The organism is Helicobacter typhlonius (genome assembly GCF_001460635.1).
Lineage (GTDB): Bacteria > Campylobacterota > Campylobacteria > Campylobacterales > Helicobacteraceae > Helicobacter_C > Helicobacter_C typhlonius.
Genome location: NZ_LN907858.1, coordinates 1,711,979 through 1,728,160 on the forward strand (window position 1 = coordinate 1,711,979; position 16,182 = coordinate 1,728,160).

13 protein-coding genes are annotated in these 16,182 nt (G+C 39.8%); 7 read left to right on the forward strand and 6 right to left on the reverse strand.

Going from position 1 to position 16,182, the window contains the following annotated elements; genetic code table 11:
- The first annotated feature begins 5 nt into the window (after window positions 1-5).
- From guaB to fliR, 3 genes are read left to right on the forward strand one after another with little or no spacing between them, the layout of a single operon-like run.
- A complete protein-coding gene (guaB, locus tag BN2458_RS08505) occupies window positions 6-1,451 on the forward strand; it encodes an IMP dehydrogenase (RefSeq protein ID WP_034327474.1) in 1,446 nt (481 codons plus the stop codon).
- Window positions 1,452-1,460: 9 nt separating this feature from the next.
- Window positions 1,461-1,760, forward strand: coding sequence for an exodeoxyribonuclease VII small subunit (xseB, locus tag BN2458_RS08510; protein WP_081951483.1), 300 nt, complete (start codon window positions 1,461-1,463; stop codon window positions 1,758-1,760).
- A gap of 3 nt (window positions 1,761-1,763) precedes the next feature.
- On the forward strand, window positions 1,764-2,540 hold the full coding sequence (gene fliR / locus BN2458_RS08515; RefSeq protein ID WP_034343364.1) for a flagellar biosynthetic protein FliR: 777 nt from the start codon (window positions 1,764-1,766) through the stop codon (window positions 2,538-2,540).
- An 87-nt stretch (window positions 2,541-2,627) separates the two neighbouring features.
- Here fliR and prfB read toward each other — a convergent pair whose 3' ends face one another.
- Both prfB and fur read right to left on the reverse strand, forming a co-directional pair.
- Entirely contained in the window at window positions 2,628-3,737 is a 1,110-nt protein-coding gene (gene prfB, locus BN2458_RS08520; protein ID WP_034327144.1) for a peptide chain release factor 2, read from the reverse strand.
- A gap of 115 nt (window positions 3,738-3,852) precedes the next feature.
- A complete protein-coding gene (gene fur / locus BN2458_RS08525) occupies window positions 3,853-4,308 on the reverse strand; it encodes a ferric iron uptake transcriptional regulator (protein WP_034343437.1) in 456 nt (151 codons plus the stop codon).
- Between the two features lie 303 nt (window positions 4,309-4,611).
- Between fur and BN2458_RS10775 the strand changes: the two genes are divergently transcribed.
- The 4 genes from BN2458_RS10775 to carA are packed head-to-tail and all read left to right on the forward strand — an operon-like array spanning window position 4,612 to window position 9,740.
- Complete coding sequence (locus tag BN2458_RS10775; protein ID WP_052082170.1) at window positions 4,612-5,970, forward strand: methyl-accepting chemotaxis protein; 1,359 nt, start codon at window positions 4,612-4,614, stop codon at window positions 5,968-5,970.
- 24 nt (window positions 5,971-5,994) lie between these two features.
- On the forward strand, window positions 5,995-7,998 hold the full coding sequence (locus tag BN2458_RS08535; protein ID WP_034327143.1) for a transglycosylase domain-containing protein: 2,004 nt from the start codon (window positions 5,995-5,997) through the stop codon (window positions 7,996-7,998).
- Between the two features lie 57 nt (window positions 7,999-8,055).
- Window positions 8,056-8,601 carry a DUF507 family protein gene (locus BN2458_RS08540; RefSeq protein ID WP_034327142.1) on the forward strand — a complete coding sequence of 182 codons (546 nt, stop codon included), beginning with the start codon at window positions 8,056-8,058 and terminating at the stop codon, window positions 8,599-8,601.
- A complete protein-coding gene (gene carA, locus BN2458_RS08545; protein ID WP_034327141.1) occupies window positions 8,598-9,740 on the forward strand; it encodes a glutamine-hydrolyzing carbamoyl-phosphate synthase small subunit in 1,143 nt (380 codons plus the stop codon). Before BN2458_RS08540 ends, carA begins: the two co-directional genes overlap by 4 nt.
- A gap of 426 nt (window positions 9,741-10,166) precedes the next feature.
- Here carA and BN2458_RS08550 read toward each other — a convergent pair whose 3' ends face one another.
- The 4 genes from BN2458_RS08550 to BN2458_RS08565 form a co-directional block, all read right to left on the reverse strand.
- Complete coding sequence (locus BN2458_RS08550) at window positions 10,167-11,873, reverse strand: ABC transporter ATP-binding protein (RefSeq protein ID WP_034327150.1); 1,707 nt, start codon at window positions 11,871-11,873, stop codon at window positions 10,167-10,169.
- Window positions 11,857-12,069 carry a copper ion binding protein gene (locus BN2458_RS08555; protein WP_034327140.1) on the reverse strand — a complete coding sequence of 71 codons (213 nt, stop codon included), beginning with the start codon at window positions 12,067-12,069 and terminating at the stop codon, window positions 11,857-11,859. Before BN2458_RS08555 ends, BN2458_RS08550 begins: the two co-directional genes overlap by 17 nt.
- A gap of 22 nt (window positions 12,070-12,091) precedes the next feature.
- Window positions 12,092-14,341: a heavy metal translocating P-type ATPase gene (locus BN2458_RS08560; RefSeq protein WP_034327139.1), complete on the reverse strand. Its 2,250-nt coding sequence runs from the start codon at window positions 14,339-14,341 to the stop codon at window positions 12,092-12,094.
- Window positions 14,342-14,575: 234 nt separating this feature from the next.
- The gene (locus BN2458_RS08565) at window positions 14,576-16,132 is read right to left on the reverse strand and encodes a phospholipase D family protein (RefSeq protein WP_034327138.1); all 1,557 of its coding nucleotides are present in this window, start codon (window positions 16,130-16,132) and stop codon (window positions 14,576-14,578) included.
- Between the last annotated feature and the right edge of the window lie 50 nt (window positions 16,133-16,182).

A 16,182-nucleotide genomic window follows, 5' to 3' on the forward strand; every position in this document is an offset into this window, starting at 1 on the left:
AAAAAATGAAAATCATACAAAAAGCTCTCACTTTTGAAGATGTCCTGCTTATCCCTGCGTATTCTCAAATCCTCCCCCAAGAGGTCAATACACAAACGATGCTAAGCAAAAATATCGCGCTTAATATCCCCCTTATAAGCGCGGCAATGGATACGGTTACAGAATATCGCACAGCTATTGCTATGGCGCGATTAGGAGGGATTGGGATTATTCATAAAAATATGGATATTGCCACGCAGGTAGAGCAAATTAAACGCGTGAAAAAAAGTGAAAGCGGTGTGATTGTTGATCCTATTTATATCCGTGCGGATAGCACTTTAGCTGATGCGAAAGCAATTACTGATAATTATAAGATTTCAGGTGTGCCGGTAGTTGATGAGTATGGCAAACTCATTGGAATCCTCACAAACCGAGATGTGCGCTTTGAACACAACCTCAATAAGCTCGTGGGTGAGCTAATGACAAAAGATTCACTTGTTACTGCTAAGGTTGGCACAACACTAGAAGAAGCAAAAGAAATTATGCATCAAAATAGAATCGAAAAACTCCCCATTGTCGATGAAAACTACACGCTAAAGGGACTTATCACTATTAAAGATATACAAAAACGTATAGAATATCCTAACTCCTGCAAGGATAACTTCGGGCGATTGAAAGTGGGGGCAGCTATTGGCGTGAAGCAGTTTGAGAGAGCAGAGGCACTAACAGAAGCTGGGGCTGATGTGCTCGTGCTTGATTGTGCGCACGGACATTCTGTCAATGCCATTAAAACTTTAGAAAAGATTAAATCCAAACTCGCCATTGACATCATCGTAGGCAATGTCGTAACAGCACAAGCCACACAGGATTTGATTAATGCAGGGGCTGATGCGATAAAAGTCGGTATAGGTCCGGGCAGTATCTGCACCACGCGCATTGTCGCGGGAGTGGGTATGCCTCAAATCTCTGCTATTGATTCGTGCGCACAAGTGGCAAAAAAGCATAATGTGCCAATCATTGCTGATGGAGGTATAAAATATTCGGGTGATATTGCTAAAGCACTTGCAGTTGGGGCTTCAAGCGTAATGATAGGCTCACTTCTAGCAGGGACTGAAGAATCACCGGGTGATTTGATTATCTATCAAGGCAGACAATACAAGAGCTATCGCGGTATGGGGAGTCTTGGCGCGATGACAAGGGGCAGTGCGGATAGATATTTCCAAGAAGGCACAGCACAGGATAAGCTCGTGCCAGAGGGTGTAGAAGGGCGTGTGCCATATCGTGGTAAAGTGGGCGATGTCGTTCATCAACTCATCGGTGGGCTCAAATCATCAATGGGCTATTTGGGTAGCAAGGATATGGGTGAATTGTGGGAAAAGGCGCAGTTTGTGGAGATTACCTCTGCGGGACTTAGAGAATCTCACGTGCATGATGTGGATATTACAAAAGAAGCACCAAACTACCACGGCTAAGGATTGTAAATGTCAAGCAAAAAGCAAAGTAAAGCAAAACCTACACTTTTAAGTGCAGAGCCTAACTCTCAAGCAGATTTACAATATACAGATGATATAAGCACAGATTCAGAATCTACACAAAATAAAGAGCCCGAGGACATTGAGGAGTTACTCGAAAAAGCAAGGCTTATTCTCACTAAGCTCAATTCGCAAGAAATTACACTTAAAGAATCTCTCGCTCTATATGAAAAAGGTATGCAAAGTCTAAAAAGTGCGCAAGAAGTTTTAGAGCAAGCAAAATTACGCTATCAAGAGTTTAAAGACTAGTGAATGGAGCTTGTCGCTTACATTACTCAACCATATAATGTCGCGGTTTTTTTGCTTTTACTCGCACGTTTTGGCGGAGTGTTTGCGTTTTTTCCCTTTTTTGATAATCAACTCATTAGCATTAATGTCCGTGCGGCAATGGTGTTTTTTATGAGCGTGGCGTTTTTTCCTTTAGCAAGTGCTAGTTTGCCAGATATGACTATGGTTGAGTTTCTTATTGCGGCTCTGTTTGAGGTAATGCTAGGCTTCATCGCCTCTATTTGTTTGCAAATCGTATTTGCTATGCTTAGTTTTGGTGGGGAGCTTATTAGCTTCACTATGGGGCTTACAATGGCAAGTGCTTATGATCCTGTGAGTGGGACACAGAAGCCTATTATTGCGCAACTCATTGCAATTTTGGGCTTGTTGATTGCTTTGAGTCTTGATTTTCATCATACGATTTTTCTTATTATATCGCATAGCCTTAATGCCACGCCACTTGGAAGCTTTGTCTTTGAACCAAAAAGCGTGGCGTATTTTGTAAAGGCTTTTGGCAATGTCTTTGCGGTGGGATTCTCTATGGCTTTTCCTGTTTTAGCCATTATTTTATTTTCTGATGTTATTTTTGGTATGATTATGAAAACTCATCCGCAGTTCAATCTCCTAGCTATCGGCTTTCCTGTGAAAATCGCTATTGCATTTGTCGTGCTAATTCTTACGATTTCTACGATTATTTATACCTTTAAAAACGAGTTAAGAGAGGCATTTATAGCTGTAGGTAAATTATTTTTCGGGCAGTAGGATTAAAATTTGACAAACCTTACCTTGTAAATCCACCAAGCAACCAAACAAGATTCTAAAAATGCAATTTTTAGAATCTAAACCACCCTACTCGCCTTTATCTTTAATATTTGTATGCACCAAAACAGATTCTATAAGCGCGTCTATATCCCCATCTAGCACGCCATTTGTATCGCTCGTGGCAAAGTTGGAGCGCAAATCTTTAACCTGCTGATAGGGAGCGAGGACATAGCTTCTAATTTGATGTCCCCAGCCAATCTCACTTTTCTCGCTATTATTGCTCCCCTCACTCATTTTTTGCCTCTCTAACTCATAGAGCTTAGATTTAAGCATTTTCATTGCGGTGGCTTTATTTTTGTGCTGACTTCTATCATTTTGGCATTGCACGACTATGCCTGTGGGGAAGTGCGTGATTCTAATCGCAGATTCTGTTTTATTGACGTGCTGTCCGCCCGCACCACTCGCGCGGTAGGTATCAATGCGTATATCCTTATCCTCAATTTCAATCTGTATATCATCATCAAGCTCTGGGCTTACCTGCACACTCACAAAGCTTGTGTGTCGCTTGGCATTAGCATCAAAGGGTGAAATTCTCACGAGCCTATGCACACCATTTTCGCATTTTGCATAGCCATAGGCATTTTCACCCTTGATGATAAACGCTACACCCTTAATTCCCGCTTCCTCACCATCTTGCAAGTCTAGCAACTCTACCTTAAATCCCCTGCGCTCACTCCAACGTAAATACATACGATACAACATACTCGCCCAATCCTGCGACTCTGTCCCACCCGCTCCGGGTTGAATCGTGATAATGGCATTCGCGCTATCACTCTCGTCACTAAGCATAACATCAATTTCACTCTTTTGGATATGCTCCTGCAGGGAGGGAGCAGATTCAAAAAGGAGCTCCAAAGTGCTAGAATCCACCTCGCTTGTGGCTATTTCATAGAGTTCTTGTGCATCATCAAGCTCTTGTTTCACTGCATTAAAACTACCCAAGATTCTTTCAATCTTGCGCTTTTGCTTCGCCACCTCTGTGGCTTTTTGCGCATCATTCCAAAATGCCTCATCACTTTGAATGGCTTCAATCCTCTCAAGCTCTTTTTGCAAATCCGCAGGATTCAGAATCTTTGCGATATTCTCGCATTTTATATGCAAACTCTTGAGTAATTCGCCATATTCATAAGAATCCATATCTTTCCTTTGTGATTTTAGTGTATATGAGCCTAAGACACGAATTTAAAAGCCTTAGTGTTGTTTCTAACGAGATGATGCAAAATGGAGCAAAGATTCTTAAAACTCTAGAATCTTATAATCCCTGACATTTAGAGCATTTCACAAAAAGGCGCATATCGTGACTGACAAGATGCGCGCCAAACTGCTTTGCTATCTCTACCTGCAATCGCTCAATATCACTATCGACAAACTCCACAATATCGCCACAAGTGAGGCAAATGATATGGTCGTGATGTTCTTTTGCTGCGATTTCATAACGTCTGCCACTCTTATCGGCTTCAAGCGCGGTAATGAAATGCTCTTTCTCAAGGAAACTCAGGATTCTATACACCGATGAGATGCTCGCATTTTTATCCTTTGTTTTGATGACATTTGTAATCTCCTCTGGGCTTAAGTGTGTGCCACTCTTATAAAGTACAGAAATAATCTCCTCACGCTGTTTGGAGTTTTTAAGTTCATTTTTCTTTATGGAAGTGCGCAAACGTTCAAGTATAGAATCCAAAGTTTCTATGCGGTGATTAGCATTCATATTCATTTGTGTCTCCTTACAAAATGATAGCTACGATTCTTATTTTGTAAGGAATTATAGCAATAATGTATGCAAAAATGCAAATAATAAATCTTATCATAATAAAGATGTGCAAAATCTTATGTAAAATATACCGTAAATATAGAATTTATATATGTGGAAGTTAGGGCATATTTTTTGATACGATTACATATCCTTATGGATTTGCATTGAATATTTAGCCACATTTGAATTTTTTGTTTCAAAAAAATGGTATAATGTTTGCTGTGGCTTTAATTTGTAGTCAAAAAAAGGAGTCTAAAGATGTTTGGTTCTAGCAAGGCAACGCAACAACAAATAATGGAAAGAGATGCGCAAATAGCGTCTCTTACAAAAGAGCTTGAAGCTTATAAAATGCTCGTAGGTTTCTCTCAAGCAGAAGCTATCGTGGGGCTTAAGGGTGGTGAGATAGTGTATAAAAATAATATTGCACAAGACTTTAAGGGGCTTGATTGTGTCGTCAAGCAACTCAATGAAGAAGCCAAAACCGTGCATTGCAATCGTGATGAATATAGTGTGGTAAGCTCACGTTTCGAAGATGTTGTGTATTACTCTATTCTGCCACTTAAGATTCTCACCGATACAAGCACGGGCACAAATCTCTTTGAAGTCTATACAAAAAGCCTTAAAGAAGGGATTACAGGCACTCAAGAATCGTTGCAAAATGTTCTTAAAGAATCTGGCGAAGTAGCAGAATATTCTACAAATGCGGCACAATCAGCTGATGATGGCTTAGATATGAGTAAAAAGGCATTAGAAGAAATTGAAGTTTTGTATGAAAAAATGCAAATCGCTTCTGATTTGGTGGATTCACTCACACAAAGAAGCAATGAAATTACAAGCGTAATCTCGCTTATTGATGATATTGCGGAACAAACAAACCTCCTTGCGCTCAATGCAGCTATTGAAGCAGCGAGAGCTGGGGAGCACGGACGAGGCTTTGCCGTGGTCGCTGATGAGGTGCGAAAACTCGCCGAAAAAACACAAAAGGCTACAAAAGAAATAGCAGTTGTTGTAAAATCAATGCAACAAGAGGCAAATGATATTCAAACAAGCACAGAAGAGACAAATGAGGCTACTGGTAATGTGCGTGATGGCGTGGTAAAACTCCACTCTATTGTGAATAACCTCAAAATAGGTAGTCTCATCACCAAAAATAGCACATTCAACCTCAGCAATAGAATCTTCTGTGTGTTGGCAAAGCTTGACCACGTGGTATATAAGAACAATCTTTACTCTTACATATTTGGCTTAAGCAATAGCTTTAACTGCGTAGATCATCGCAACTGCCGCTTAGGTAAGTGGTATTTTGAAGGCGATGGTAAGACTACATTCTCTAATACTCAAGGCTACAAAATTCTTGATGCTTTCCACGCTGGTGTGCATACTGAAGCAATCTCCTTAGCACAAACATTTGCCGACCAATCACAGCCTTGCCCCAAAACGCTTATAGATTCTAAAATCGTTGCAATGGAAAAAAGCTCTGATGGCGTAATGCAGGCGATCTTTGATATGTATATAGAAAAGCACGATGAAATAGCGCACGAGATTAAAAAGCTAGAGACACAACTCCTGCAGGATATATCTGCGCCAATCTCACAAGAGAACCAAGAACAGGCATAATAAAGACGTAGGATATAAAATTTTATGTGGCAGAGGATAAGATATAGTTTTTTTGTGATTTTTGTCATAGTAAGCGCGGGTGCCTGTGGCTACCTCGTCAATCTTTTTTACGAAGTGGAGACAGAGATAAGCAAAATCAAAAATTATCAATTCGCCCTTGCCTCACAGATTGTAGATAGAAAAGACAGGCTCATCGCTAATGTCTTTACCGATGAAAATTTTAGATTCTATGCGACTTTTGATGAAATCCCACCACGCGTTATAGAATCTCTTTTGGCAGTAGAGGATACGCTCTTTTTTGAGCATATCGGTATCAATCCCGATGCTATCTCACGTGCTATGCTTAAAAATATTAAGAATATGCGCTATGTCGAAGGTGGCAGCACACTCACACAACAGCTTATCAAAAATATTGCATTAAGCCCAGAAAAAACCCTCAAACGCAAACTCACAGAGGCAATGCTTGCTATCCATATCGAGCGGCATTTGAGCAAAGAGAAGATTCTGGAGCTTTATCTTAATCGTATTTCGTTTGGGCACGGTTATCACGGCATTAAGACTGCGGCATTTGGGTATTTTCACAAATCCCTAAATGAGCTTACTCTCAAAGAGATTTGTATGCTCGTAGGACTACCTAAAGCCCCTAGCTTCTATGACCCCACAAAAAATAAAAACTTCTCAATGGCAAGAGCAAACGATATTATTGATAGACTTTATGACATTGGATGGATTTCAAAAGAGGAACAGCAAACTGCGCTGAAAGAAACTCCGGATGTATTTAACGAGACATTGACGCAAAATATCGCTCCCTATGTAGTTGATGAAGTTCTGCGTGAGTTATCTCACATCAAGGATCTCAAAACCGGCGGGTACCATATCAAGCTCAACATTGATCTCGACTATCAATTAGCCGCACAGGAAGCCCTCATTTATGGTTATACAGAAATTAACAAACGACTCGTGGAACGTTACCCGAAAACTTTTGATGGCGATTTGAGCAATGATACCTTAAATGGTGCCATAGTTGTTACCGATACACATAATAGCAAGATTCTAGCACTAGTTGGCGGAGTGGATTATGTGAAAAATAAATTTAATCGTGCCACTCAAGCCAAAAGACAACTTGGCAGCTCTATAAAGCCATTTATCTATCAAACCGCATTTGATAGGGGCGATTCTCCGGCGACTTTTGTCCCCGATGTGCCACGTAAATTCAACACAAAAGGCGCGAATGAAGCAGCAGCCGATACCACAGAAGAGCGTGAAGGCAAAGTATGGCGTCCCTCAAACTACACGACAAAATTTAATGGATTTATGACACTTAAAGACGCTCTTCGCACTTCGAGCAATCTTGCCACAATCAATCTCGTGGATCAAAATATTGGCTTTAATAGCCTCTATCAATCCCTTCAGCACGATGGCTTTGAGAATATCCCAGACAATATGTCTATCGTATTGGGTAGCTTTGAGCTCTCTCCCCTCGAAGTCGCAAAGCAGTATTCTATGTTTTCAAACTATGGCACAATTTTAAAGCCAACACTCATACAAGCCACGATTAATAGAAGTGGTGAGAATGTGTATAGCTCCCCTACAGAATCTAGTCATATTACCACCGCTGCGCAGGCGTTTTTGACGATTGATATTTTACGCGATGTGGTCAATCGTGGCACAGGCTCAAGGGCGCGTATAGTTGGTTTAGAGGTGGCTGGCAAAACAGGGACATCAAATCGCAATGTGGATGCGTGGTTTTGTGGATTCACACCCGATATACAAGCAATTGTATGGTATGGACGTGATGATAATACACCCATAGGACCAAATGAATCTGGCGGTATAGTCGCTCCCCCTGCATTTGCCTACTTTTTCTCTAAAGTCCTCACATTTGACCCTGGTATTACGCGTAGATTCAAAGTGCCCGAAGGTGTGAGGCAAAAAACGCTCGACTATGGCGATTTTTATTACACCGACAATTCACCAATTCCTACCAAAACACCCATTGTGAATCTTGACGAAGATATTTTGTTTTAAAGGCATTTTTACTTAAAACACGTTACAATATGCGTCATTTTAAGCAAGGATAAATTTATGAGGTTAAAAATACACCACGCACCATATATCGCAAATAAAATCAGCCTTGATTTAGGCAACTCCCCGCATATAGAGTTACACTCCACCATTGATAATATCGCAAAAATCGCCCTTGAATGTTTGGAAGAAAATATCCAAAGAGAAATGAGTATTAATGAAAAAGTGCGTGAGATTCTCGAGGCTCGTAGTGATGAGATAGAAGATTTTAATATGGACGAGCGAGAGCTTTTTAGAATGTGTAAGCGTCAAATTGCGAATGAGCAGAATTTTTATCTTGCGTGGGAAGAGCGATGTAGCGACCTCTCTCATCAAATTTTAGATAAATTACGTTCTGCCTTGCGGTTTGAAGTATCCGAAACGATTGTGAAAAATATCATTTTTAAAGCCATTAATGAGTATTCAAAAATCTATGACAAGGCAGAAGAAGCCGTGAGTGAAAAACTCAAAAAATACAAACGCAAACTCATCTATGGCACAGAAGAGTATGAAACCCTCTTTTCTAAGCTTTATGAGGAAGAATTACGCAAGAGAGGGATTTTATGAGCGATACTCTCTGTGATGTATATTTATACTTTGCAAATGGCACATATATACAGGCAAAGAGTTTTGGTGCAAGCGGGAGCTTTGTAGGGGAGGCAGTATTTAATACCTCGATGACAGGCTACCAAGAAATCATCACTGACCCAAGCTATGCAGGACAATTTGTCGTATTCAGTATGCCTGAAATAGGTATAGTAGGCACAAATAGCAAAGATTCTGAATCTACTCGCGCCTCTTGCACTGGCGTAATATGCTCCTCTTATAATGACTTCGTCTCAAACTTCCGCTCACAGCAAAAGCTGTCCGCTTTCCTAAAAGAACACAATATTATGGGAATCTGTAATGTCGATACACGCGCCCTTATCAAAATGCTTACCACACAGGGTGCGATGATGATGATTGCCTCCACAGAGATGGCTGATATAGGAAAGCTCAAACACACTTTAGAATCCACACCATCCATAGGCGAAATTGACTTCATCAAAGAAGTCTCTACCAAAACCCCTTACACGCACCCAGATTCTATTTTTGACTTCACGCATTTTTCTTTTGCCACTCCGCCCACGCCTCGTGCTAAGGTGGTGGCAATCGATTTTGGAGCAAAAAGTAATATTCTCAATGAATTGTGCGCAGTAGGCTTAGAAGTAGAGGTAATGCCTCATCATTTTAATGCCGATGAGATTATCTCGCGTTTTGAAAGCGACGAGATTAGCGGTGTATTTTTATCAAATGGACCGGGTGACCCAATGGTACTCCATAATGAAATCGCCCAAATCAAAAAGCTTATATCCGCAAAAATCCCTATTTTTGGCATTTGTTTAGGGCACCAGCTCCTTTCTATCGCACACGGCTACCCCACCTATAAGCTCAAGTTTGGACATCACGGGGGCAATCACCCTATTAAAAACCTTGAAAGTGGCTTAGTGGAAATTACCGCACAAAATCACAACTATTGTGTGCCGGAATCTATCGAGGAAATTGCTACTATCACTCATCGCAATTTATTTGATGGCACGATTGAGGGTGTGAAATATAATAATGAGCCTATTTTCTCTGTTCAACATCACCCGGAAGCAAGTCCGGGACCAAAAGAGGCGCGTATTTTATTTGAACAATTCGCCACACTTTGCACCGCAAAATAGAGCCATAATCACCATAATTGTGATATTATAAGGATTAAATCCTTATAGAATCTCGCACAGATTCTATAAAAATATACGCGCTTTAGAATCTACACAAAATTTCAGCCTAACCATTCAAAAAGAGCTATGAAAATCGCCCATTGTGTGCTAATATCCGCACAAACTTTCATCTTTTATGCTTATTTAGCACATAGACTATCGCACTTTACTCTATTGAGTGAGTGAAATAAAGTGAAGCGCAAGAATAGGCGTGATATTTTAAAACCAAAGTGCTACTTGTTTTTTGATATTTTTTACACTCTTTTATTATTAAACTCTACTCAATTTTGCGAATATATATTTTACTCTTTAAACTACTTTAAAGGCTATCAGGATTCTAGCTTGATTTTACCTCATAGCTCCGCTGATTTTTACCCATATTTTACTCTACCTCTGCTCTCTATTCATCACCTTACCATCTTGCAAATGCAATACCTCATTCGCAAGTTCTATCGTGCTTGGGCGGTGGGCTACGATGATGACAATCTTATCCCTGCTTAAATATCTTATACTTTCTTTTATTGCCTCCTCAGTCTGCGTATCAAGGGCAGAAGTAGCTTCATCAAAGATAAGCACTTCGGGATTCTTATAAATCGCACGAGCAATAGCTATTCTTTGCCTTTGTCCGCCACTTAGATTTGTGCCAAACTCATCTAAAAGCGTATGTATGCCCTGTGGCATTGCCTCTACAAACTCCCACGCATAAGCAAGCTTAAGTGCCTCAATCACCCTTTCTTCATCTACCACCCCGCCATAGGCAACATTATTTGCGATACTATCATTAAAAATAAAGATTCTTTGCGTTACCACAGCCATATTGTCGCGCACGCTCTTTTGTATGTAGTCCTTGATATTGCGCCCATTAATGCTAACCTCACCACTATTTGCATCATAAAGCCGCAAAATAAGATTGATAATCGAGCTCTTACCGCTACCACTCTTACCCACAAGCGCGGTAATTTTATTTTTATGAAAACTTACGCTGACACCCTTAAGTGCGTGAGTATCGCTATTATAATGGAAACACACATCTTCTAACTTAATCTCATTAATTGCCGAATCTAGCGGCAATGTGCCATCGTGAATCTGTGGCTTTTGATTGAGTATTTCAAAGATTCTATCACTTGCAACAATAGCAGACTGCATTTGTGCGTAGAGATTGATAAGACGCTTGAGTGGCGTATAGATAAAAAAAAGCGCACCGACAAAAGAGGAGAATTGTGCCGCACTCAATACCCCGCTATTAATATCTGATATCGCCATATAAATGACAACTGCCAACATAATCGCACCCAAAAGCTCCATAAGGGGTGTCGTGAGCTCCCCTACACGCACCGCTTTCATACTGATTTTAAAAAACTGCAAATTCTGTGCGAAAAAGCTTTTATGCTCGAGCTCCTCGCCATTACTTGCCTTAATCACCTCGATATTATTAAAAATTTCATTGAGCTTTGAAGTGATGTCAGCATTTTTTTCTTGTATGCTACGCGAGTATTTTTTGAGTTTTTTAATGATAAGATTGAGAGGAATAAGTGCGAGAGGAATGACAATAAGCCCTATGAAAGCATATTTTGGGCTTTGATAAATAGTAATTGCCACAAGAGCTAGAATGGTAACACTCTCCCTAATAAATTCTGTAATGTAATTTGACACAGCCGAGCGGATAACACCAATATCATTTGTAATACGCGCTATTAGTTCGCCACCGCGCATTTGATTAAAAAAGCTCATCTCAAGGCTTAACATATGCCTTAACATTCTATCGCGGATTTGTCGCACGATGTCCTGCCCAATAAGATTCATAAAATAAGTTTGGATATATGTCCCCACAGATTTGCCAAAATACACACCTACAAGCAAACAAGCCATAACCAAAGCCATATTGCTATTTGCCGCTAATTCCTCAAAGCTAAATAGCGGATTAGCGCGAGGTATCTTGCCAGAGAGTGTATCAAGCAATGGCTCAATAAGATATGTAATCCCAGCACTACACAGCGCAACAACAAGCACGGAAGCGATAGCTATGGCAAAAGAAGCATAATGCCCTCTAATGTATGGAAAAAACTTCCTAAAAAAATCAAGAATTGTTCGCATTAACTTCAAATCCTGCATCAAGGATTGCTTCGATGATAGCCTCCTGTGTCGCAGGGGTGTCAAACTCTACTTTTACTTTTGCTTCCTGCAAATTCACATCTATAAGACTTACCCCCTCTATTTCTCCTACAAACTTCTCTATTTTATCCACGCATTTACCGCAATGCATTCCACCTACCAATAATTCAATCTTCATCTTTGCTCCTTTATATAGATATTTATAGAATCTTAAATTTCTTTAGCCTTGCGGCATTAAACACCACGCTAATGCTTGATAAACTCATCGCCAATGCACAAAACATCGGGTGCAAAAATATATCAAACGCGCCCAAAGCACCCATTGCCAAAGGAATAAATGCGACATTATAGCAAAAAGCAAAGCCAAGATTCTGCTTTATGTTTAAAATAGTCGCCTTTGAAAGCGCGTATGCGTTATAAATACTCATCGCCTTGTGATTATAGATGATAATATCTGCACTCTGTGTAGCAATATCGTGCGGAGATGTGAAAGCCGCCGAAGCAAAGGCACTAGCAAGGGCTGGAGCGTCATTTATACCATCGCCCACCATAAACACCTTATACTTAAGTGCTTTTTCTTGCAAAATACGCATTTTATCAGCTGGTAGCACCTGTGCGTAAAAATCACTTATACCAAGCTTAGCGGCTATTTTTTGTGTGTTATTTGCATTATCTCCGCTTATGAGCGAAGATTCTATATTGCAATCTTTGAACCTAGAAATAGTAGCAATCGCATCTTCTTTGATATAATCTTGCAAGGCAAATCGCGCCAAAAGATTCTCATTTGTGAAGAGATACAACACGATTTTATCATTTGTAGTATCATCGTGGATAGAATCTTGCAAATGTGTAGGTAAAAGTGTGGCATTTCCTAAAAAATATAGAGTATTGTCTATCTCCGCGCTAATGCCTCTCCCTATGATATTTTGCACATTTTTTAAGGGTAAAAGTGTGGCATTTTGACTTAAATGATGTGTCTTAAAAGCCTCCGCAATGATATGGTGGCTACTCGATTCTAAACTTAAGGCAATATTAAAAATATCCTGCTTCGTTTTATTCTCATCAAATATATCTATTTGTTCTATGCTTAAACCTTGCGTAAGTGTGCCTGTCTTATCAAAGGCGATATGCGTAATCTCACCCAGCTTTTGCAAACTCTTTGCATCTTTGAAAAATACACCCATTTTGTTTGAGATGCTTTGAGCGTGTAAAATTGCCATAGGTGTGGCAAGCCCCAATGCACAAGGGCAAGAAATAACGAGCGTGGCGATGAAAATGCTTAAACCAAATTCAAAATCACGCATTCCCCACCAAAATGCCCCAGCACATAGGGCTAGACTTATTACCAGCGGCACAAAAATCGCAGCAATTTTATCAGCAAGTGAAGCGATAGGAGCTTTGCTTTCTTGTGCGTTTTGCACAAGAAATAGAATCTGTGCGAGAGTAGATTGCTTTGCATTTTTTTGTGCGCGGACATACAACACAGAATCCACATTGATGCTACCAGAAAATACTTCATCGCCGCTTTTGGCTAAGGTTGGCAAAGACTCGCCATTAATCGCGCTTGTATCAAGATGTGAGCTACCCTCCAGCACAACACAATCTATCACAACCATATCGCCGGGTAAAATCTTTAATATATCGCCCTCTTGCACATCTTGGGCGAGAATGCTCTCGCTTTGCGCATTAGGCAGACTTTTGTCAATGCCAGATTCAGAATCTAAGCGCAGTCGTAATACATTTTTTTGATTGAGCTTTAAAAGTAAAGAAGCGCTATCAAGTGCCTCTTTTTTGGAATTATTTTCTATACTTTTTCCCACAAGCACAAGCGTGATAATCACACATACGCTATCAAAATATGCGTGAGTATGCAAACCAAAAAGCCCCTGCAAACTATATAGGAATGCGCTTGTTGTGCCAATAGCGATAAGCGAATCCATATTTGGATTTTTCATCAACAATGTTTTGAATCCTCGTATATAAAACACCCTCCCCATATGCATTACTACTAAACTCAAAAAAAGCATAGCAAAATAGCTTATCTCATAAGATAAATGCAGCACACCAAACATCTCGCCCCACGACAAAATAAGTGTAAAAATACTCGCAAAAACACTAATAATAAGCTTTCTTTTGGGTGGCAAAAAGCGATTATCCAAAGATTCTATAAGTGCATTTAATGCACTTAATGGATTTTTTTTAGGTGGATTCCGTGCAGAATCCTGTTCTTTATGCTGTAAATCCAAATATGGCTCATAGCCCATTTTCCTTATGAGCGCAAAAATATCCTCTAGGTTTGCTTGGTTCTCATCATAAGATATACGCGCCTTTTTACTCAACAAATGCACCTCTATGCTCTCGCAAAAGCTCTTACGCCCCAAAGCGCGTTCAATCCCACTAGAACAAGCTTGACAAGTCATATCATCTATAAAAAACAAGGCTTCCTTCATCGCCGCTCCTTGCGAATCTCTGTATCTTATTTTATATTCTGCAATTCTAGCACAAAATAGTAAATATACATATAGGGGGTATATGTATTAGATATGATGAGATTCCAAAATAGTCAATAGTTCCTAGATTCACATCTTTTGATTTGTGCCTAATAGAGACTTCGCACAGGAAAGGATTATAAAAAAATGAAACCTTAAAATCTTTGAAACGAGCAAAAAAGATTCTGTATTATCCTATATTTGACTTTCTGGCAGAATCTTTGAGAGCATTTTAAGCAGTCTTGTCCAAATGCCCGTGTCAGGTGGATAAGTAAAGGTTTGCATACTACCCTCGTGCTCACCTTCCCAATATGTTTTGTGTCCCTTTTCATAAACACGCCACGCACTTTTTAAGTCCTCATTTAAATCATCTCTTAAGGCTCGTGCAAATTGTGGATTATTAAAAACTACCACAGATTCTGTATTGAGATTAAGCGAACGCGGGTCAAGATTAAAGCTACCAATCCAAGTAATCTTATCATCAAATACAATACTTTTGCTGTGCAATGAGGCTTTAGACTTTGATATTTTATCGCGTAGCTTTGACTTACCCTTACCAAAGTATTGATACTCATATACTTTTGCCCCTTTTCTCACAAGTTGATTGCGGTAACGTTCCCACGCGCCATACACAACAAGAGAATCTGTGGAGGCAAGAGAATTTGTAAGAATCTGCACCTCTACTCCGGAGGATATGAGCGTATCAAATATCTTCATACCCTCTTTGCTAGGGACGAGATAGGCAGCAGATATATAAAGATTATCTTGTGTGTGATTTAAAATCTCAACAAGTGCATTGGCAATGGGCTTTGGCATTTGCGAATCTTGCACTTTTTGTGGCTTATCACCTATATAGAACGCATCGCCCCAATAAAGTCGATTGTGTTTGTGTTTAGCGATGAGAGACTGCATGGCCTCCTCGTATTTTTCCCACTCTGGATTAGCTTTAATCTTTTCTATTGAGGCTTTAAATTTTTTTATGGGAGCCTTGAGAGGCAACAGCGAAACGGGTATAGAGCGGTGAAAGTCCCAATATTCATAGAAATTTGCCATAGCATCTAAAGAAGCTTTACCGATAAAAAGCACATCGGTATCTACAAAATTTACATCAAGATTTTGGTCGAAATAATTATCCGCAATATTGCGCCCACCGATGATAAGAGCAATATCATCGACAATAAAAAGCTTATTGTGCATACGATGATTAATGCGATTAAAATCAAATACCATTTCGGGATAGCGCAGAATCTTAGAGCGATTTTTATAGGGATTAAAGATTTTGACTTCGATATTAGGGTGAGAATCAAGCGCAATGATATCAGAAAAATCAGAATCTAGCCCATTATCATCAATCAGTATTTTCACAATAACACCTCTTTGAGCCGCAAGCCAAATCTCGTGCATAAGAATGCGGGACGCCATATCGTTTTTATAGATATAAGTCTGCACAATAATGCTTTTTTCCGCCATACGAGCCAAATGCGCACGATGCAAAAATGCATCGAGTCCATCGGTTACAAGCATACCACCTGTGATATGAGGATTGTCTTTTAACTTTTGTGCATAAGGCAAACCAATTTTAGTTTGCAAAGGGTCAAAAATGGGTGCGGGATTTGAATGCAGGATTTGAGGATTCTTAATATCTTTGGTCGATGCCACAATAGAGGAACAACCAGCAAAAATAAACAAGCATAAAAGTGATAATATTGCAAAATTTGATGATGAAAAAAAAATGGATTGGATAAATTGCATACTTTACCTAGAGAATCTGCCCTCGCAGATTTACACAAGGGCAGAAAAAG